This is a genomic window from Paracoccus lichenicola, from assembly GCF_009708075.1.
Taxonomy (GTDB): Bacteria; Pseudomonadota; Alphaproteobacteria; order Rhodobacterales; family Rhodobacteraceae; genus Paracoccus; species Paracoccus lichenicola.
In genome coordinates this window covers 1-18,474 of the sequence record NZ_WMBT01000013.1, presented here as the reverse complement: position 1 = coordinate 18,474, position 18,474 = coordinate 1, and the positions used below count along the sequence as shown (strand labels likewise).

18 protein-coding genes are annotated in these 18,474 nt (G+C 60.5%); 7 read left to right on the top strand and 11 right to left on the bottom strand.

Annotated features, from left to right (window positions below):
- Positions 1-330: 330 nt before the first annotated feature.
- The 4 genes from GIY56_RS15445 to GIY56_RS15430 all read left to right on the top strand — a co-directional run bounded on the left by GIY56_RS15445 (position 331) and on the right by GIY56_RS15430 (position 3,750).
- Complete coding sequence (locus tag GIY56_RS15445; RefSeq protein ID WP_154765761.1) at positions 331-942, top strand: recombinase family protein; 612 nt, start codon at positions 331-333, stop codon at positions 940-942.
- A gap of 1,043 nt (positions 943-1,985) precedes the next feature.
- The gene (locus tag GIY56_RS15440) at positions 1,986-2,783 is read left to right on the top strand and encodes a TIGR04255 family protein (protein WP_154765760.1); all 798 of its coding nucleotides are present in this window, start codon (positions 1,986-1,988) and stop codon (positions 2,781-2,783) included.
- Positions 2,780-3,283 (top strand): hypothetical protein, encoded by a 504-nt coding sequence (locus GIY56_RS15435; RefSeq protein ID WP_154765759.1) that lies wholly within the window; start codon positions 2,780-2,782, stop codon positions 3,281-3,283. Before GIY56_RS15440 ends, GIY56_RS15435 begins: the two co-directional genes overlap by 4 nt.
- An 8-nt stretch (positions 3,284-3,291) precedes the next feature.
- A complete protein-coding gene (locus tag GIY56_RS15430) occupies positions 3,292-3,750 on the top strand; it encodes a hypothetical protein (RefSeq protein ID WP_154765758.1) in 459 nt (152 codons plus the stop codon).
- Between the two features lie 369 nt (positions 3,751-4,119).
- Here the strand turns inward: GIY56_RS15430 and GIY56_RS15425 are convergent, their stop codons facing one another.
- The 4 genes from GIY56_RS15425 to GIY56_RS15410 all read right to left on the bottom strand — a co-directional run bounded on the left by GIY56_RS15425 (position 4,120) and on the right by GIY56_RS15410 (position 7,101).
- Positions 4,120-4,338: a hypothetical protein gene (locus GIY56_RS15425; protein ID WP_154765757.1), complete on the bottom strand. Its 219-nt coding sequence runs from the start codon at positions 4,336-4,338 to the stop codon at positions 4,120-4,122.
- 39 nt (positions 4,339-4,377) lie between these two features.
- Positions 4,378-4,611 (bottom strand): zinc finger domain-containing protein, encoded by a 234-nt coding sequence (locus GIY56_RS15420; RefSeq protein ID WP_154765756.1) that lies wholly within the window; start codon positions 4,609-4,611, stop codon positions 4,378-4,380.
- Positions 4,612-4,678: 67 nt separating this feature from the next.
- Positions 4,679-6,550, bottom strand: coding sequence for a ParB/RepB/Spo0J family partition protein (locus tag GIY56_RS15415; protein WP_154765755.1), 1,872 nt, complete (start codon positions 6,548-6,550; stop codon positions 4,679-4,681).
- 86 nt (positions 6,551-6,636) lie between these two features.
- Positions 6,637-7,101: a DUF3768 domain-containing protein gene (locus GIY56_RS15410; protein ID WP_154765754.1), complete on the bottom strand. Its 465-nt coding sequence runs from the start codon at positions 7,099-7,101 to the stop codon at positions 6,637-6,639.
- Between the two features lie 661 nt (positions 7,102-7,762).
- Here GIY56_RS15410 and GIY56_RS15405 point away from each other — a divergent pair.
- The 3 genes from GIY56_RS15405 to GIY56_RS15395 all read left to right on the top strand — a co-directional run bounded on the left by GIY56_RS15405 (position 7,763) and on the right by GIY56_RS15395 (position 12,800).
- Positions 7,763-8,164 carry a hypothetical protein gene (locus tag GIY56_RS15405; protein WP_154765753.1) on the top strand — a complete coding sequence of 134 codons (402 nt, stop codon included), beginning with the start codon at positions 7,763-7,765 and terminating at the stop codon, positions 8,162-8,164.
- 317 nt (positions 8,165-8,481) lie between these two features.
- Complete coding sequence (locus GIY56_RS15400; RefSeq protein WP_196053653.1) at positions 8,482-10,248, top strand: site-specific DNA-methyltransferase; 1,767 nt, start codon at positions 8,482-8,484, stop codon at positions 10,246-10,248.
- Positions 10,245-12,800 (top strand): DEAD/DEAH box helicase, encoded by a 2,556-nt coding sequence (locus tag GIY56_RS15395; protein WP_154765751.1) that lies wholly within the window; start codon positions 10,245-10,247, stop codon positions 12,798-12,800. Before GIY56_RS15400 ends, GIY56_RS15395 begins: the two co-directional genes overlap by 4 nt.
- Positions 12,801-12,816: 16 nt before the next feature.
- Here the strand turns inward: GIY56_RS15395 and GIY56_RS15390 are convergent, their stop codons facing one another.
- The 7 genes from GIY56_RS15390 to GIY56_RS18595 form a co-directional block, all read right to left on the bottom strand.
- The gene (locus GIY56_RS15390) at positions 12,817-14,109 is read right to left on the bottom strand and encodes a Y-family DNA polymerase (protein WP_154765750.1); all 1,293 of its coding nucleotides are present in this window, start codon (positions 14,107-14,109) and stop codon (positions 12,817-12,819) included.
- Positions 14,110-14,113: 4 nt separating this feature from the next.
- Positions 14,114-14,548 carry a LexA family protein gene (locus GIY56_RS15385; RefSeq protein ID WP_154765749.1) on the bottom strand — a complete coding sequence of 145 codons (435 nt, stop codon included), beginning with the start codon at positions 14,546-14,548 and terminating at the stop codon, positions 14,114-14,116.
- Positions 14,549-14,935: 387 nt separating this feature from the next.
- Positions 14,936-15,418 carry a thermonuclease family protein gene (locus GIY56_RS15380; protein WP_154765748.1) on the bottom strand — a complete coding sequence of 161 codons (483 nt, stop codon included), beginning with the start codon at positions 15,416-15,418 and terminating at the stop codon, positions 14,936-14,938.
- 139 nt (positions 15,419-15,557) lie between these two features.
- Positions 15,558-15,887: a hypothetical protein gene (locus tag GIY56_RS15375; protein WP_154765747.1), complete on the bottom strand. Its 330-nt coding sequence runs from the start codon at positions 15,885-15,887 to the stop codon at positions 15,558-15,560.
- Positions 15,884-17,128: a replication initiation protein RepC gene (repC, locus tag GIY56_RS15370; protein ID WP_154765746.1), complete on the bottom strand. Its 1,245-nt coding sequence runs from the start codon at positions 17,126-17,128 to the stop codon at positions 15,884-15,886. Before repC ends, GIY56_RS15375 begins: the two co-directional genes overlap by 4 nt.
- Before the next feature lie 311 nt (positions 17,129-17,439).
- The gene (locus GIY56_RS15365) at positions 17,440-18,006 is read right to left on the bottom strand and encodes a hypothetical protein (protein WP_154765745.1); all 567 of its coding nucleotides are present in this window, start codon (positions 18,004-18,006) and stop codon (positions 17,440-17,442) included.
- 59 nt (positions 18,007-18,065) lie between these two features.
- A partial coding sequence (locus GIY56_RS18595; protein ID WP_230312563.1) for a hypothetical protein occupies positions 18,066-18,474 on the bottom strand: 409 nt, incomplete at its 5' end.

The window sequence follows — 18,474 nt, the reverse complement described above, 5'->3', positions numbered from 1 at the left end:
TGGTCTCGACATGATCCCGGCTGCGTTCGTCGCGCCGTGTCCGTTGCGGGATCCGCGCTTCCTCATGAAAGGCGCGGATGGGTGTATGGCGGGATATGGCTTGTCCCCGGCTCGGTTCTCATGGACTCCCTGTTCCGCTCGGAACTGAACGCGCAAATCAATGAGCTTGGCAATATCTCACGCTCACTATCAGAAGCGTCGTCATATTAGGGCATACCCTAAGAGGACAGGTGCATCGGACACCGGGGCTTGTCCAAATAGGGTTGTTATACGAAATTTCGGACAGTAGCCTGAGCGGGTCTAGACCTCAACAGGACAGAACGGCCCCTTATGACCCTTTACGGCTACGCCCGGGTATCTACGACCGACCAAGATCTCGCGCTGCAAGAAACAGCGCTGCGCTTCGCCGGCTGTCAGGTGATCCGGTCCGAGAAGAAAACCGGCACCCGACGCGAAGGCCGGGCCGAGTTGGACATCCTGCTCCAGTTCCTGCGCGCAGGCGATACGCTGGTCATCACCCGCATCGACCGGCTGGCGCGCTCGCTGAAGGACCTGCAGGACATCGTGCATGAGCTGAAGGCAAAGGGCGTCACCCTGAAGGCCACCGAACAGCCGGTGGACACCTCGACCGCCGCCGGCAAGGCCTTCTTCGACATGCTGGGAGTCTTCGCCGAGTTCGAGACCAACCTGCGCCGCGAGCGGCAGATGGAAGGGATCGCCGCCGCCAAGGTGCGGGGCGTCTACAAGGGCCGTAGACCTAAGATTAACCCCGCCGAGGTGCGCCGCCTGCACTTCGAGGAACGGCTCAGCCCCACCGCCATCGCAAAGCGGCTCGGGATCGCGCGCTCGTCAGTCTACAGGTTTCTGCCAGCAACCCGGCAACCCGTGGCACAGGAACTTACTCCACCAAATCGCCGGGAACCGCAAAATCCGGAAGCCTGATCTGCGCCTCTCAGCCTATCTGCTGATCCGAAATGGGATGCGCCTAACGCCAAGGGCCGCGGTAGATGTCCAAGTGCTAAGCACTTCTGACAATACGTGCAATCGTCTTCTGAAAGTGACAACTGGCGGCGGACCTGATCGGCAAGGGCAAGTCGGTGCGTCAGGCAGCGGCACTCGTAAACTGCCATCCAGCCACGCTTTACCGGGCATTGCCGGTGACTGACTTGGCCCCAGATTGAGGAAAGCCGGGAGGTTGGTTTGAGCCCTCAGCCGTCATTCGTGCAAGTCGCAGCGACTGCGGCTGCAGCGTGAGCACTCGGCCCATAGCGGACGGTCGGCCTCGCTTAATGCTGTGATGCGGCATTCACCGAGGCAGCCGCTCGACCGGCGCTGTGGCAGACTTTTCGGCAGGATTGTTGATATGCCGGACCAAGTAGTCGGTCGCGGCTGCAGCATCGGTACCGGTCCCGATTTTGCTCGCTCGGCAGCCACAGCGGGATATGTCCAGCCACTCCGACTTCCAAGGATCAACTAGCATCGCAAAGGCGGCAGTTTCTCAGTTGGTCGAACATTTTTGGTGACAGGCGCTGAAATCTCGGGCGATTCAGAACAGGCTGAAGGCAGCACTGATAGGACCGGGGCGGCTTCATGAAGCTTTGCGTGAACAGGGCGAGTGACGAGGGGCAGACAACAGGCTGGTCGTATCTCGGAATCTACCCTGGGAGGTACTGCCTTGCCATTGACCGTATCTTGCACCATGCGGGCTGAAGGGGCTCTGGATATGCAACGGATATTGATCGATGTGAACTCGAAGCCTGCCGTGCTCGACCAGATCAGCACCGAGCGCGTCAACTTGACCCCACCCGCCCGGTTCTGGAAGCACAGCGAAGCAGATATACCCGTTGCACAAATCGGCGGATCACCGCACTCTGCAGTAAAACATCATAAATCATTGTGCTTCATGAGGAATGTAACATCTGGTCCGCAAGCTTGCGAGGGGTTACAACTTGACGAATCAACTTTATTGGACTGTCAGATTACCCATGGCAACGCTCCCTGACTTCCAAGATCCACCTGTGGACGAGGTCGTGCTGGGCATCCAATTCGAGTCCCCCGCTGCCTACACGTCTATCTTTGCTGGGCAGATATGGGAACTGTACCGTGCAGAGTTCCCGAAGGTCATGGAAGTGCCCAGGCTCGAGCCACAGTTCGAGATCTTTGGGGGCAACGCAGCCCCCGGCATAAACTTCAATTTTGGACCTCCTCCGCTGAGGGGTAGGCTCTGGTTCCTGTCGGAAGACGAGAGCCATCTGGTTCAAATCCAGGAAGATCGCCTCTTCCTGAACTGGCGCAAACGCCCGAACGGCATCACTGAGCAACCCTATCCTCGGTACGAACAGATCGCCGGGTCGTTCAGGCAGTCGGTCAAGCTTCTGGATGATTTCTTTCTTAAGACTTTCGGCAAGGGCCTGCAGATTACGCAAGCTGAGGCAGCGTACATCAACAGCGTACTGGAGAAGGCATTTTCTGACGTCGGAAAAACTTTTTCATTCCTGCAGGCAGGCAGGTTGAATCTTGAAGGCTATGCCACCAATCTTGTAGAGATTCTACAAGATGTTGCGGGCAAGCCGGTTGCCCGAGCGTTCTACGAACTTCAAAGTTTTAATGGGCAGGATGGCAGCAAGCTTGCGCGATTCAATCTGACTGTCCGTGGAAAGCCTGCGGGTACGACTATTGAAGACAGTTTCAGGTTTATAGACTTTGCGAGAGAAAATATTGTCTCGAAGTTTTGTGAGTTGACCACTCCTGAGGCCCATGCGATTTGGGGAAGAAAGAAATGAGCGCAGCCGCCTTCCAGACACCTTCATACGAAGCGCGTGACTTTGCGCAGCAGCGGCGACAGCTTGGCAGCGTAGTTCAGGGTGCCTTTGTTTCTAATCGCGTTCGTATCCCTGGACTAAGATCGGCTTGGAACGAGGGGTTGCGCAAGCGATTTGAACATCTCTGCAGTTTGCCGCGTGGATGGGATGGTTACCGAGGGCAGCCAGTGTCTTTCGCTTGTGCGAATTTCGCTGCTCAGGTTCTGGAACGGCTGTACACCGATGGCTTGCCGCTTCCCTCTCTGGTGCCGGGAAGCGACGGAACGCTTCAGATCGAGTGGCATCAAAACCAGTTCGATATCGAACTGGACATCTTGGCGCCGAACAAAGTCATGGCATATCGCAATGACGATATTACCGGTCAAGATGAAGAACTGGAACTCGACACCGACTTTACCATCGTTAGTTTTTGGCTCAATGAAATGAAGGCACGTGTCCCAGCAGTTGAGGCTGCTGGGTAATATTCTCTATGCCGGTTATCGCTTACAATGATGCAGATATAGTTGATAGGGACGTGCTTATTCGGCGCATCAACCCGGCTGAACATGTAGTCCCGGATGGGAACGGTGGTCAGCGGCTCTCGACAAAAGCCATCTCATCCTCCTCCACCGCGCCCTACGGTATGTCGGTCGATGCAATGCAATTGATGGAGATCGCCAATATCGATGTGAGGGAATTTGTAACGTGTCCGAAATACGTTGCTTCGGTGCAATTCAGTGCGGGCGTGGCTAGGTCGGCTGGTCTCTTGGTGGGATACCACCCCCTCGAGAAGGACGGCGACGCACCTGCTAACCCGTACCACGCCGAAGTATGGTCACATCCAGATCCAAGCAGAGACTTTTCCAAAAGGCAAAAGAAAGATATTCTGAATACTTGTGAATGGTTTGTTGCACTTGATGGTGTAAGCATACCCCGCAAAAATGCCTGATAGTCATGTGCTATCGTTTGAAAGCTCCCTATCGGCTGTAGTAGCGAAATTCCTGCGATAGGCCGCCTGTATGGCTGCTTCATAAAAGTTGCTGGGGCTGTCGTGCCGCACCCCGAAGGTCCGCTCCCCGCCCTTCGCGTTGACGACATCCAGGCCAAGGTTCCTCACGATGCACATGCAGCGAACGGCCGGAAGGTCCGGATAGCAGTCGCTGGACTGATCGACCGCGCAGCGGTTCCGCGCGAAGCGCAATGTCCTGGCCGGGCGGGGGCGCAGCTCCTGACCGGGCGGGACTACCGGACCATGCCAGAAAAATGGCCCCGCTTGACGCGAGGCCAGTTGATCCTCCGTTGCATGAAGGAAAGGGTTTCAAGGATACAGCGCCTCATCTCTTGCTTTGCGGACCAAGAGCTTTTTCTCCCGAATTAACGTCATTTCTTCCTCGTTCTCTGCCCTGAGGCGGCGAAGCCAAGCGTTCTCCTTTTCGCAGCAGTCGCGTTTGAGAAACATGTCATCAAGAAGAGATCGCAGGCGAAGTTTATCGTGGGCAGTCATTTGCACGGCCTCTTTATGAAGGGGATTGCCCATGATTTGGGTGCAGGATGCAAAAAGGAAAGTCCTGGCTCGTCAATCCCGCGCCCGGCCCTGCGGGTCGATCAGCCAGCCGGAGGCGGCATGGATGATCGTGGCGGTGGGGCCGTGCTGCTCAAGGAACACGCGGTCGGCCTCGGCCTGGCGGGCGGCGTGAAGGTTGTTCGCCTTGTGACCGCTCGGACGGCGGCACCAAAGGCCGGGGGGCTTGCCGCAGGTCGGGCAGCGAACGGCAAGGATGGGGTGACGATGGGCGGTGAAGTCGGGCATGATGGTGGCTCCATCAAAAAGAGGGGATGCGGGCGGCATGGCAGCGCCGCCCGCGTTTCCGTTCAGGTCAGAAGCAATCGGGCACCCATGCGTTGATGCGGGCCTTCTTCTCGGCGTCGATCTTCCATGCCGCCTGATAGTCGGCGTCGGTGAACAGCCGTTCCATCCCTGCGGCCTTTTCGCGCTTTTTCTGGCTCTTGAATGCCTTGAAGCCGTTGCCTTGCGGGTTGCAGCCGGTCAGGTCCAGATGCAGTGCGTCCAGATACCCGGCGCTGACGCGGGAAAAGAAGTTCTCGGCGGTGGGCGTCCAGACCTGCCGGACATGGGCCTTGGTCTCGGCTTCGACTCTGGCGAAAATCGGATCGCGGTCGCTGTATTTCAGGCTGCGAGCCAAGATCAAGGCCAGCACGGCGTTGCGGTGCTTCTTACCTTTGGCGCGGAAGGCATCGAACGGGTCGGCCTCGGACGCGGTGTCCTCGCCCTCGCCTTCATGCGCTCCACCAAGCAGGCGCGGATCGGGCGCAAAGCCGGTTTCCGTTGCGGGCTTGATTGGGGTTTCGTCTGTGCGGACGGCCAGCGGCCCGCCCCACGCTTGCGCGAAGGTGTAGGCCAGAAGGTCGAGCGCCAGTTCCGGCTTGTCGAGCATTGCGCCCTGCACGGCGGCGCTCCGCATCGCCTGCAAGTCCGCAACAAGCGCTCCGGAATAGGGGGATTTGGGCGCATCTTCCTTGCCGCTCTCGATCGGCTGCGCGGCGTGGCCGGTCAGAACCCCGGCCTCGATGGCGGCGGTCCTGTCCTCGGGGCGGACATAGGGGCCGTCCATCCTGATCTGTCCATCCTGCGCGACGCACATGAACCAGCCGCCGAACCGGCGCTGTTCATCGGTGAAATCGCCGTCAAGGATCGCCTGCAAGGCTTCCAGTTCGGCTTGCCCGTCCTCGTCCAGAACCTCGGCCTCGGCCAGTTCCGCCAGTTCGTCATAGCGTTCGGCCTGTTCCTCGGTCAGGTCGCCCTCCACACGGTAAAGGCGGGCCATTTTCTCGACGGTGCCATAAGGCACATAAGACTCAGCCAACGTCACGATCCACGCCCATTCAGCTTCCTTGACATCGGCCTCCGCTTCCAGCTTCTCAGCAAAGAGCCGGTCCAGCAGGTCGGTATCGTGCAGCAGGGTGGCGTCGGCAAACAGGTCGGCGCTGATCCTGCCGCCAGCGGCGCGGTAGGCGTCGATCCCGACAAAACGGGCGCGGCGGTCGCTTCCGGCGTTGATCGCCTCGGGCTGCAATATTTGTTTAAGCCGGTGTTCGCTGACTTCATTGCCCCGGATGCGGTCGAGAACGGACAGGGCAAGGGCCTCGTCGTCGGCAATGGTGAACGCCTTGGCCGCCCCAAGGGTGATTTCGCCCGCTTTGAGCGCGTCAAGAACGGGCGCGGGCAAGGCGGCAAGGGCGAGGCGGCGATAGACATGGGCCTCTGTGATGCCGAAGGTCCGGGCGATGGTCGGCACGTCCGCGCCGCCCTCGCGCATCCGGTCGAAGGCACGGATTTCATCGGCAGGGTGCAAGTCCTCGCGGGCGGTGTTCTCGACTGCGGCCCATGCGCGGGCAGTGGCCTCGTCGGGGGCCAGACGGACGGGAACACGGGCAAGGTCAGGACGTATGTCGGCAAGGGCAGGGTCGCGCTCGAACACCAGCTTGATTGCGCGCCAGCGGCGGCCCCCGGCGACAATCCCGATCTTGCCAATCTCGTCGCGCACGCCCGCAATGGGCTGGATCAGCCCGATCATGGCGATGGAGTCGGCTAGAAGGGCGATGCCCTCAGGGTCGGCCTCCTGCCGGGGGTTCATATCGGACAGATAGAGGTCGGCCAGCGGGATGCTCTCGACGGCGGGGGTGTCGATGGTGCGCGTTTCGCGGGTGAAGGGGGTCACGTTGGACATGAGGGTTTTCCTTTAGATGCAACGGCGATGATTTTTCTGGTTGGGTTGCCCCGCCCCGCGCGGGGGCGTGGGCCGGGCTGTTCCGGTCAGTATTCGGAGGGGAACAGGATGGTCAGGACGCGGTGCGTCCGGGCCGGATCGCTCGGATCATCGGAGCCATATTCACGGGCCGCGTCATAATAGTCGATCTTCCAGTAGAGCCGTTCGCCCCGCACGGTGACGAAGCCGAAGCTGTGATCGCCGACCGGATCGTTGCCCTGGTGGAAGTCCTCATCGAAGGCTACGGCAAGACAGGCCCCGGTCACGAAGGCCTCGCCCCGGTCCTGGACCCCGGCGGTGATGACCACGGTGCCGGGGAAGGGACAGCCGCCGATGACGATGCCTTGGCGGAAGCTGTCGTTCTGCTGCCGGATCCGCAGGATCTCATGGGATGGGAAGTCCCGCGTCGGGCCGAAATGCCCGCATTGAGGGCAGGTCCAGGGGGTGACTTCCCGCGACTGCTCGGCGCCGCAATATCCGCAGACATAGGTTTCCATGGTGGTGGCGCTCATCGCGCATCTCCTTGCAACGGGGCGGTTGGGTCTTTTGCCCCTTTCCGCCGATGGGCGAGCCTTCCTGATCTGATTTCTGAAAGGCCCATGCCTTTCGGAAAGCAGAGCGGGGAGGGCGCAGCCCTGCCCGCGGCCGCGGCCGGGACTGTCACGGGGTCGGACAGGCGGGGTGGTGCGGCCCGCAGCCCGGAACGGGCGAGGACACGGCCCGCCTGGGAGACGAAGCGCACCGCGCGGCGCCTGCCCCTTGACCGGCCCGGACGCGGATGCGTGGCGGACACAATGAACAAAAAGGTCGTCGGGGCGGGGGTGAGCGGGCGATAGGCCCGTCGATCCCCCGGAACGGCAAACGGATCACCGCAGCCCGCGCACCGCGCGGGCTTCTCCTAGTCTAATAGCAGGATCAGCAGCTTGGGGCGGCGCGTCGGTCGGTTTCGCGCCCGTGCCACAGATCCCGCGCGAAGGATCGTTACCCGCATGGGCCGAGACGCGCCTACGCGGCTCGGGTGGAAGCCGCGTCAGCGGTTGGAACTAGAGCCTGGTCCGGCTTGACGGGACGCGCCCCGCCTATAGTCTGGCTTTGTTCTATGATTGGGAAATCTGAATAATTGTGAACAATGCGGCATTTTCAGAATTGGATAAAATTCGTAAGCAAGGAGGGATGGAGATTGAGCTGATTGCTAAAACTAACCTTTTCCATGCAGGACAAGAAGGATTCATATTCGATAATGCGAGAACTCTTTGGGTAGCCGAGCAGCGTGAAGTGGCGACAAACTATAAAGACTTTGATATTCAGATCGGATACCCCGAACGTCTAATGTATGAATTAAGCCTAATAAGAGACATTAAATTAGCCGTTTTTCCAGATTTCGGAAATAATTTCTGCTTCCACTTCTGCAATGCAGATCACAATTGCTACGCGAGGACGCTAACAGCTTGGGCCAACGAGAGAACCGCTTTGGATGAGGTGTCACCGCTTGATGGAATTGTAGATGGGAGGGATCGGCTTCTATTTCGAGCAGGCGATGTTTGTGAGATAAAAAAAGTGACGATAATCCGCTAACGAGAAATTTGCCGATATTCCTACGCCGGTTGCGAGCGATGCTGGCTCAGGACGAGACAAGCTGCGGGGGAGAGCTTCAAAGGAGGGAAAGCGGTCGAGGCTCGGGGCGCAGGCCGGTGCAGCCGGCCGAAGCCTAGAGCGCGGTCCCTCGGGGCGGGTGGACCAGGGCGACAGCCCTTGTCCGACAGACACGAGGGAGGCGGCGTATCAAGCCTGATACCGGCGATGATCGGGCGATTGAGCCGCCAGCGGGGACCGTATATCGCTTTTACATAAAGACCGGGCGTAGGTGCGCCCCAAGAACTATGGGACAGCGCATGAGCAAGTATGATGATCTTTCCCGCGAGCAGTTGATTGCACTGATGGAAAAGCGGGACCGAACCAAGAAGTTGGGGTTGGTCTGGGAACGAGATGAGATCGAAGCGGACAACGCCGTAGATTCGAATTTCGTGTCTGCAACGCTTGTTCCAGAGTTGTCTGACAAGGCGGCACCTTGGCGCAACATGGTGATCGAGGGCGATAACTACGACGCGCTGCGCTGGCTGCGTATGACGATGGCCGGGCAGATCAAGTGCATCTACATCGACCCGCCTTACAACACCGGGACCAAGGATTGGGTCTACAACGACCACTATGCCAATCCTGAGGACACCTATTTCCATTCAACCTGGCTGGAATTCCTGTTCCGCCGCCTGACCCTAGCGCGCGATTTGTTGGCAGAGGATGGCGTGATCTTGGTTTCGATCAACGACGATCAGCGGGCGAAGCTGGAACTGCTGATGGATGAGGCACTGCCGGGAATGCGAATTGGATCATTTGTTTGGAAAACTCGTCCCGGTACAAAGGGCGAAGGTGCCTATCTTAGCCAAGACCATGAGCATGTCTTGGTCTATGGAAAGTCAGCGTTTCGCTTCGGCGGATCGCCAGTTGATGTTGGGAAATATTCAAACGACGACAACGACCCTAGGGGACCTTGGTCCAGCACCACCCTACAAAAAAATGCTAGCTTTAAAGATCGCCCAAATAGCTATTTTCCGGTGCAGGACCCTCAGACGGAATTTTGGTATCCGTGCAACCCCAATCGTGTCTGGAGCTTCCAAAAACGCTCGATGAAATCGGCCCGGGGCGATACATTTGAAGATCTGTATGAAAGCAATCAAATTATCTTCACGAAGCGCACTGAATTTCAGGAATTTCATAGCCTCTCTGAAATGCTTCAAGCCATTGATGAGGAAACAGCGCATCGATTTCTGAGACGCGATATTCCCGATCTGGATTTCTGGGTAGGAAAGAAGATCGGACTTGGCAGCGTTCGGCGCAAGCTGTTTCTGAAAGACTTGAAGCAAGACACAAAGCCTGTGTCTAGTTGGGCAAACGCGGAAGCAGTAAACCCAGAAGCTAACGTGATCGCTGCTGGCATGAACCAAGAGGGTTCAAAAACCGTTCAGTCGATATTTGGCTCCCGAGCATTCGACTACGCTAAACCCGTCTCCCTGATCCGCGAGTTGGTCCGACAGTCCACCGGCCCCGGCGATACTGTGCTGGATTTCTTCGCTGGCTCGGCCACAACAGCTCAGGCTGTCATGGAACTGAACGCCGAGGATGGCGGGGAGCGGCGCTTTATCATGGTGTCCTCGACTGAGGCCACGACGGACAATCCTGGCAAGAACCTTTGCCGCGACGTGACGGCCGAACGCATCCGCCGCTTGAACGCATCGAACGACAAGAAGTTTGCCGCCCTCTCCGCTTCCTTTGCCTACCTGCGCTGCCGCGAAATCGAGTTCGAGGATCTGGACTATGAGTTTGCCCCTACCGAAGTCTGGGCAGCCCTGGAAACACTGCATCGCCTGCCGCTGACCAACTATGTTGAAGCGCCTTGGCAGGAACACAAGACGGACGAGCAGACGCTGATCTTCGCGGATCGGGTTGGAACAGCTCTGCTCGACCATCTGCGCGGTGTGGCTGACCGGCGCGAGAACGCCTTTGTCTATTCTTGGGCACCGGGGCAGATCACCGCTGGAATTGGCGAGGTCTTGGACGTGCGGTCAGTGCGAGACGAACTGGTCGGGAGGTTCCGGCAATGAACACCAATGCCGGTTTCCGCCTTTCGCTGGACAATCTCTATCAGCAACCTTCCGTCGATGCGATGCGCGATGCCCTGCACACCGTATCTGCCTATCACGACCGTGAACCGCAGCACCGCGCCCGGATTGGGCGTGAGCTGGGGGTAATCCTGCTGCAAGCGCCGACCGGATCCGGCAAGACCCTGATGCTAGGTCGCACGCTGGAAGTTGTCCGGGGCCAGTTGAGTGCCAAGACGGTATGGTTCTGGTTTGCGCCCTACGCCGGGCTTGTGACGCAGACGCGCGATGCTTTGGCTGCGCAATGTGGGGGACTGCGGCTGCGCGACATCTATGCTGACCGGGAAACGGGCACGGCGCGCGACGGCGATGTGTTCGTACAGACCTGGGCCTCGGTCGCCGTGGTGAAAAAGGAAAGCCGCAAGGTCCGCACGGATAAGGAAGCGGCTCTATCCGTGGACAGCATGATCGCCGAGCTGCGCGACAGAGGCTTTCGCATCGGCGTGGTCATCGACGAGGCACACCTGAACTTCGGCTCAAGCGCGGCGGCGACGGCGGGATTTTTCCTGAACGTGCTGTCGCCCGACTATACGATCTTGGCGACGGCCACGCCGAACGATGCCAAGCTGGAGCGGTTCGAGAAGGATGTCGGGCTGAAGGTGGGGAGCCGCGTGACTGTCTCGCGCGATGCGGTCGTGACGGCAGGGCTGAACAAGGCAGGCCTCATGGTCGGGGTGCTGCGCTTCAGGGAAGAAGATCGTGCCCTGATCGACACCGAAGTGGCGACACTGACGGCCGGCTGGTCGCAGCATTCCTTCATCAAGGACAAGCTGGCCGAAAAGGGAATCAGCCTCACGCCGCTGATGCTGGTGCAGGTCGAGGACCAGCAGGACGGCAAGGAGGATCCGGTCGCGCGGGTGAAAGAGCGCCTGATCGAGATCGGCGTGCCTGAAAAAGCGATTGCGGTTCATACGTCGGGCGAGCCTGATCCGGCCTTTCACACGCTCGCCTATGATCCCGAGATCGAGGTGCTGATCTTCAAGCTGGCGGTCGCGACTGGCTTCGACGCGCCCCGCGCCTGGACGCTGGTATCGGTGCGGCCGAGCCGGGGGCGCGACTTCGGCTTGCAGATCGTGGGCCGGATCATGCGGGTGCATCCGCTGGTGCGGCCGCTGCATGGAAAGGAGCCGCTGCTCGACCGCGGCTATGTGTTCCTGTCCGATCCTGAATCACAGGTCGGACTGGACGAAGCCGCCGCGGACCTCAAGGCCGTGCGCGAAGGCATCGCGGTGCTGACCGACATGCTGGACGTGGCCGTCTTGGGCAACGATACGCGCGCGGCCGAAAGCTATGGGGCAACGCGCTTGCCGCCGCCGCCCTTTCGGTCCGTTGAAGGGGAAACCGAGGCCGATCGTGCGCAGCGGCAGATGTCCATGGGGCTTCTGAACCCGAACTATGCCACGGCATCGACCGCGCGCCAGCAAAGCGCCCTGAACGCGGTCGGGGGATTTGCAGACTCTTCCATGCCGCCCCTGTTCCCCGATCTGCCGGACGTGCTGGCACCGCGCGTGCTGCCCCGGCAGGCTGCCCCGCAGGCCCATCAGGTTCGCTATGCCTTGCGCACCGATCTGGGCCTTCCGGCTGCCTTGATCCGCGAGGAACTGCCAAATCTGTTCGACATCGAGGCCGATCTTTGCCCAAATATCGCCCGCGAGTTCTGCCGCATGGTGCCCATGACCGCAATGCTGCTGGCCGTGAACAGCAATGCCGAGCTGTCGATGCGTGACCTGTTCAATGCGGGTCAGACCGATCAGCGCAACCTCAGCGTCAGAATGTCGGCGGCCCGGATTGCCGAACAGGCCCAGATGCACCTTCAATTCAATGACGGTATCGACCCGCGCCGCATCCGCGAGGCTATCGAGGCCGAGCTGGCGCGGTTGTGCCAAAAGGAGGGTATCGCCGCCACGACCCGCGATCTGCGCCGCACCATTAACCTTGCTATCCTGCGAAAGCCGCAGGCACTGAAGGAAGCCGTCCGCACTGCGCAGAGCGCATATATCCGCCTCGAAAGCAACGAACCGATCCCCGCCGGGCAGTTTGGGCCGAAGGATGCCCCGAAGGCGCGGAAGGGTGCCTATGGCGCCTTCATTGGCCGGTTCAACAGCCCCGAACGCGCCTTTGCCGAAATGCTGGACAATGACGACACGGGGCGGGTCAAATGGTGGCTGCGCAACCCGGAAAACGAGACCTGGGCCACGCGGCTGATCCTGCCGACAGGGAAACGGTTCTTTCCCGACTTCGCCGTCGGCATCAGCGGGCGAAAGACCCCGGACTGCATCGCCCTTGTGGAGATCAAGGACGATGGGGAGACAGGGCGGCTTCAATCCGACAGCAACGCCATCAAGATCAATTCCATTCATCGCGAATACCGGAAGGTGTTCTGGTCTTTCCGAGAGCAGGATGGCGTGTTCTTGAAGGCATTCTGGAACGAGTCGCGAAACCGCATCTTTTCGAGCGGCCCGTTCGAGATCGAGGACATGGTGCTGATCCAGTAAGGAAAGGTGGCACCGCCTAGACCTTCACGGTCGGCAGTTCGCTGATCCGGGTGGTGTAGCGGGGCGAGCGGTGATCGGCGCGCAGGCGCCATTCACCGGCGAAGCCCTCGCGGGCCAGCACCATCGTCTTTTTGCCGAAGCGGTCGTTGATCGCATCGAGCGCGTCCGTCAGGCGTGCGTCGCGCGGCCGGGCGGGTGGAAACAGCAGGGCTGGCCGGTCGGCCTCGGGCAGCAGATCATCGAGGATGACCCCTCCCTTGGTATAACCGCAGCCGTTGCCAGACGGATCGCCGCGCCAGCCTCGGCGCGCGGCTGACACGGCGGCGTCCACTAGGTCAAAGGTGTGGTTGGACATGGGCCGCAGCCGCACGCTGCGCGAGGCGGAGTGCTGCGCGCGGTCGGGCTTGTGCGGGTTGGTGTGGAAAAACACGGTCAGCGTTCCGGCGACAAGGCCATGCTGGCGCAGCTTCTCGGCCGCGCGGGTGGCATGAGCGGTGACGGCCTGCGCCAGCACGTCGAAGGTCGTCATGGGCGTGCCCGAGGATCGGGTCACGGCCATGCCCTTTCTCTGCGGCGGCACGTCCTCGAAGTCGATGCAGGCGATGCCGCGCAGCTCCGCCACCAGCCGTTCAAGAACAACCGTGCCGATCTTGCGGGACAGCGCCATCGGCAGGTCACGCAGCGCGGCCGCGGTCCTGACGCCCTGGGCGATCAGCTTGGCCTCGGTCGCCGGGCCGACGCCCCATATCTCCCCGATAGGAATGCGGTCCATCACATAGTCCCGGACCTGGGGGTTCATCAGATTGCAGACGCCCCCGAAGATCGGGTTCTTCTTGGCGGTGTAGTTCGCCAGTTTGGCGAGGGTCTTGGTGGGCGCGATGCCGACGCAGGTCGGGATACCCACCTGGGTGTGGACCGCCCGACGCATCCGGGCCGCGTGTTCCTCCATCCGGTCGCCAAAGCCCGACAGGTCCACAAAGGTCTCATCAATGGAATACACGTCCAGGCGCGGCGAGTAGCCATTCAGAACTTGTGTCACGCGCGCGGAAAGATCCCCGTAGAGCGTGTAGTTGGACGACAGCGCCTTCACGCCATGCCGCTGCATGAAGTCGCGCATCTTGAAGGCCGGCGCCCCCATCTTGATCCCGAGCGCCTTCGCCTCGTCAGACCTCGCAACAGCGCAGCCGTCATTGTTGGACAGCACGATCACGGGGATACCGTGCAGCGATGTGTCGAAAAGCCGCTCGCAGGATACATAGAAGTTGTTGCAGTCGATCAGGGCTATCGGCTTGTCAGACGCCTCAAGCATAGCCCTATTCGACAGGCAGGCGGCGCACGACGCCTGCCACCACGCCCCATATCTCGGTGGTTTCGGTCACAGGGATGGTCTGGTAGCCATCGCTGCGGGCGCGTGGGTCCAGGAACCACTGGCCGTCGCGCTTGGCGAGCTTCTTCACGGTGATCTGCCCATCGACGAGGGCTAGAACGATGCGACCGCTGCGCCGCCGGCCGGCCCGGTCCACCGCGATCAGGTCCCCGTCGAGGATGCCCTCAGCCTCCAGACTGCTGCCGGAGACGCGCCACCAGAAGGTCGCGTGTTCGTGGCGAATGACCCAGTTGAACGGATCGACCGTGTCCTCCAGGTCGTCGGCGGCAGGCGAGGGAAAACCGGCCGGCACACAGATGGCAGCCAAAGGCATGTCACGAGGCACCAAGGTCACGGGGACGGGTCGCAGGGTGAGAAGCATGGCGCATACCGGAACGAAGGATGAACATCAGGCATAGCGCAGATGACGGGGGGTGCGTCAAGCGTGCGTGAGTTTCGCGATGAAAAAACGGTCCCAATGACCACTGGCCGAGGCCAGAACGCTGCCTATCGGGAATGATGCCGTTTGCCCGATGCGTCCTGATCGGCTATCCTGTCATCCGTGGATGGGCCAGACAGGTGATGTGTCCAGATAGCCTCCCACTCGCTGGTCGGATCACCTCGACCGGCACCTTTGGCCCGAGACGATTGATTGGTGATGGATCCTGTAAGTCAAAGGCTTGGCGGCAGGATCACCCCTGCCGTCACCTTTAATCCTCCGTCAGCAACAACGTCCCTCCGGGCAGGGTCCGGCCTGTCCGCGTGATGGTTAGACGCCGCACCATCCCTGCCGCCGACCGGAAAGATAGGGCCGTGCCAAGCCCGCTGCCACGAGGGAACGGCTCACGTCCGTGCCGTCCAAGGACAGGGTGGCCAGAATCCGTCCATAGCGGTCGCGCTCAGGGTGGATGGCCAGATCGGCGGATCGGGCGCGCGCGATCATGCCCGCAAGCATCCGCTTGGCGGCTTGGCCTTTGTGCTCCTCACTGGCGCAACGGGGCGAGAAGATCTCCGGGGTGTCGAACCCAACAAGCCGCACCCGCTCGCCTCGCCAGGACAGAGTATCGCCGTCGATCACGCGAAGATCGGCGGGGACTACGGCCTTCGTGGGGCCGGTGGAAGGCACAACGGTGGTGCATCCCGTCCCGATCAGCAAGGTCAGGGCGGCCAGCATCAGACCGAAGGACATGGCCGGGCGCCGTTGGTCCAATCCAAAGGGTGCAGGCGATGCTGGCATGGTGATCTTTTTCATGACGTGGGCAGGCTGCGAGGATCATGGCATGGCAAAGACCTGCCCGGAACTCCCGATAAAGCAACAATTCTCTGCATCGGCGCGAGATCTTACGAGTGCCTGCTGCCCGTTTGGAAATTTTGATCACGCAGAACATGGATTATTCCGGCTCTTTTGACCCCATTCCGGGATCGACCCCCAGGCTGTCGCCCAAGCCGAGCGCCTTGGTGCGTGCTACAAAGGCTGCGTGGCGTTCGCCGGCTGCGCGCCCACGCTCGATCCCGTCCTGCCAGGCTTGTTCGAGACATTGAAAATGGTGTGTCAGCTCCTGAAAATAATGCTCGAAATCTGCTGCGATCAGATCAGCGTATTCCCGAAAATCTGCGTCATTGACCGGCACCCAGGGTTCCTCGGGCGGAATGCAGATCGGCGCCTGCCCAAACGCGCCGTTGGAACCGGCCAACAGAAGCATGAGGGCAAGAATCTTCATGGTGCATGCTCCTGCCGCTGGCGCTCGCTGAGACCGATCAGGCTGCCCATCAGGTTGAGCTGTCCGTCCTGCCAGGCGCGGGTCATGCCGCGCAGATAGCCGCCGGCACTGAAGATCGGCGTGTCGGCATTGCTGCGCCGGGCGTCTAGGATCAGCATGGCAATGGTGGCCCGATCCGGTCCCATCAGTTCGCACGCCTCGCGCCATGCCGAGGGATGGATGCCAAGCTCCGGCAAGCGTCGCTCGGCCGTCCAGATGAAATCATGGAACCGCAGCCGGTCGGGGCTGGCCCTGCCGGACAGATAGAGCTGCATTTCGGGTGATGCGAGGCGGAAAAGCCGCTCCGGGCCGAGCTTTGTGATCCATTCGCTCTTGACGGCGCCCTCGCCACCTTCACGCTTTTTCTTGGCGTTCTTTCCGGCGCCGTCAGGCGCCGGACTAAAGGAACTGGTGTGCGCGGGCTTGCCCGCGTCCCATTCATCCACGCTGGCGTTACAGGATACGGAAGGATCTTGTGTTGTATCTTGTATATAGGACCGCTCGTTTTCGGGCGGTTGATCGCTTGATTCGTCAAGGTTTTCGAGAAGGTCGAGGGCATTTCTACACAGGGCGTCGGCTTCGACCTCATGCGCGATCAGCTCGTCCATGGTCATGCCGTGCAGCCGGTCGGCCCGGGGCCAGCCTTCAAAGGCATCGGCAATGGCGACAGTGCGCGGATCGTAGGGGGCAATTTGGCGTAAAGCGTCCAGAACTTCGCGGAGACAACGCCGATGGGTGCTGCGCTGACCGCGGAGATGCATCGCCCGGCGCCGTTCGGCGGTCAGATGCTGGTCCAGTTCGACCAACTCCGGCAGCCGGGCGATGGCGCCGCTGAAATACAGCCCCGTACCGGCATGAAGGGAACGACTGCCGTTCGCCGCCGTGCGGCGCTCAATCAGACCTGCACGCTCCAGGTCGGCGGTGTGACAACGCAACCGGGATTCGGACAGCCCCAGGATCTTCGCCAGCTCGGACGCGGCGGCATAGACGAAAGGTTCGCGATCCTCGGCCGTCCATTCGCCCGGCCGGGTCATTGTCGCCAGCCTGGCCCATGTGTGGGCTGCCGCGCGGCCGACGCCAAGATTCGGCGCAACCCGCTCGACAAGATGGACATAAGGATCGCGCTGCCAGCCTGGCGGCAAGGCGGGATAGGTCCGGGGGGTGCATCGGGTCGCGGTCCGTGCGGCGTTGGATTGTGTCATCTGCTCCTCGATCTCAAGAAGCGCGGTGCCCGCAGCAAAGCCACACCCGTTCGCACAGATGCGTTTTTTGCTCTTGATTTTCGGGAGTGGGAAGCTAACTATAGCAGGTGAAATCTAGCTGCTAATTCAGGTCGCCAAACCTGTGTTAATCAACCCAAGCCCCCTCGTGCGGACCCCCGCGCGGGGGGTTTCCTTTATGGGCTGGTGGTCTGTCTGATTCTGCTCGTCCCTCCCGTTTCGGGTATTTTGCCGGATAGCCTACGCCAGCAGGGGCTTAGCGGCAATTCTTTGTGCAAGCATCGGCGGACGCGTCACCAACTGATCCATTCGGTCGAATAGGCGCCGGTGTAGTCCTGCATCCGGAACACGATGCTTCTGAACCCCGGACCATACTCGTTCATCAAGGGGCTGCCGGTGTGTTCGCGGATTTCTGTGTCGAGCCAGGCGGGCAAGTCATTTTCACTGGCCGGTCGCCTCACGAAGGTGCCTGACGGGCTGTAGCTGGAGCGGCTGATGTTGACATAGATGTCTCTGCCGCCGCTTCCCGTGGTCACGTACTTCGAAAGCGACCAGAGTTCGATGGCATCGCGATAAGCGGCAACCTCCGGGGGAACAGTGCCCGCGCCTCCATCAGGCGCGCCGACCAAGCCGACCCCATTGCTCATCGGGCAGCGCCAGAGCTGCAAGGGCGGCTCGATGGGCCAAGGCGTGATCCGTCGGATGACTTCGGCCTTGGCCGCGGAGCATTCGGCCGAGGCGGGGAAGCCGCCCGCCATGCACAATAGGATCGCGCAGTCGATCGGATAGGCATCGACAGGGGCTGCCAGAAAGCTTGCTGTGGCTGCGCCCGCAGCAAGTCTGATGATGGATCGCTTCATCTTACGTTTCTATAGATAGCGCGCTGACTATAGAAACATAACGTCAGTTTGAGATCAGATCAATCGCTGATAACAGGCCGCACTTGCAGGTGCTGCGCCTTGCTGCGCTCAAATGTGAAGTCCTCGGGCGGAAAGATGATGTCGATGGCACCCGTGTTCCATTCGTAGAGCCAACCGACCCGGCCACCCCGCTCGACCCGTTGGAAGGCTTTGGCACGCCTGCGGATGGAGTCCTCCGGAGGCGATGAAGACCTGATCTTGTTCGGTTGGGGCATGGACTTGGCTCGGAGGATCAAGGGACGTTCGCCTTCTGCCCTCACGCAAATGGTTAATAAAGACCTAAGGTCAATTTTGGCTGAAAGGTCTGGCTTTTTAGACAAAATAAAATCGCATGTTGACGTCAGATCAGATTCTGCCTGACGGCAAGCACGACTGCGTTGAGAGTGTTCGGTGCACCGAGTTTTTTTT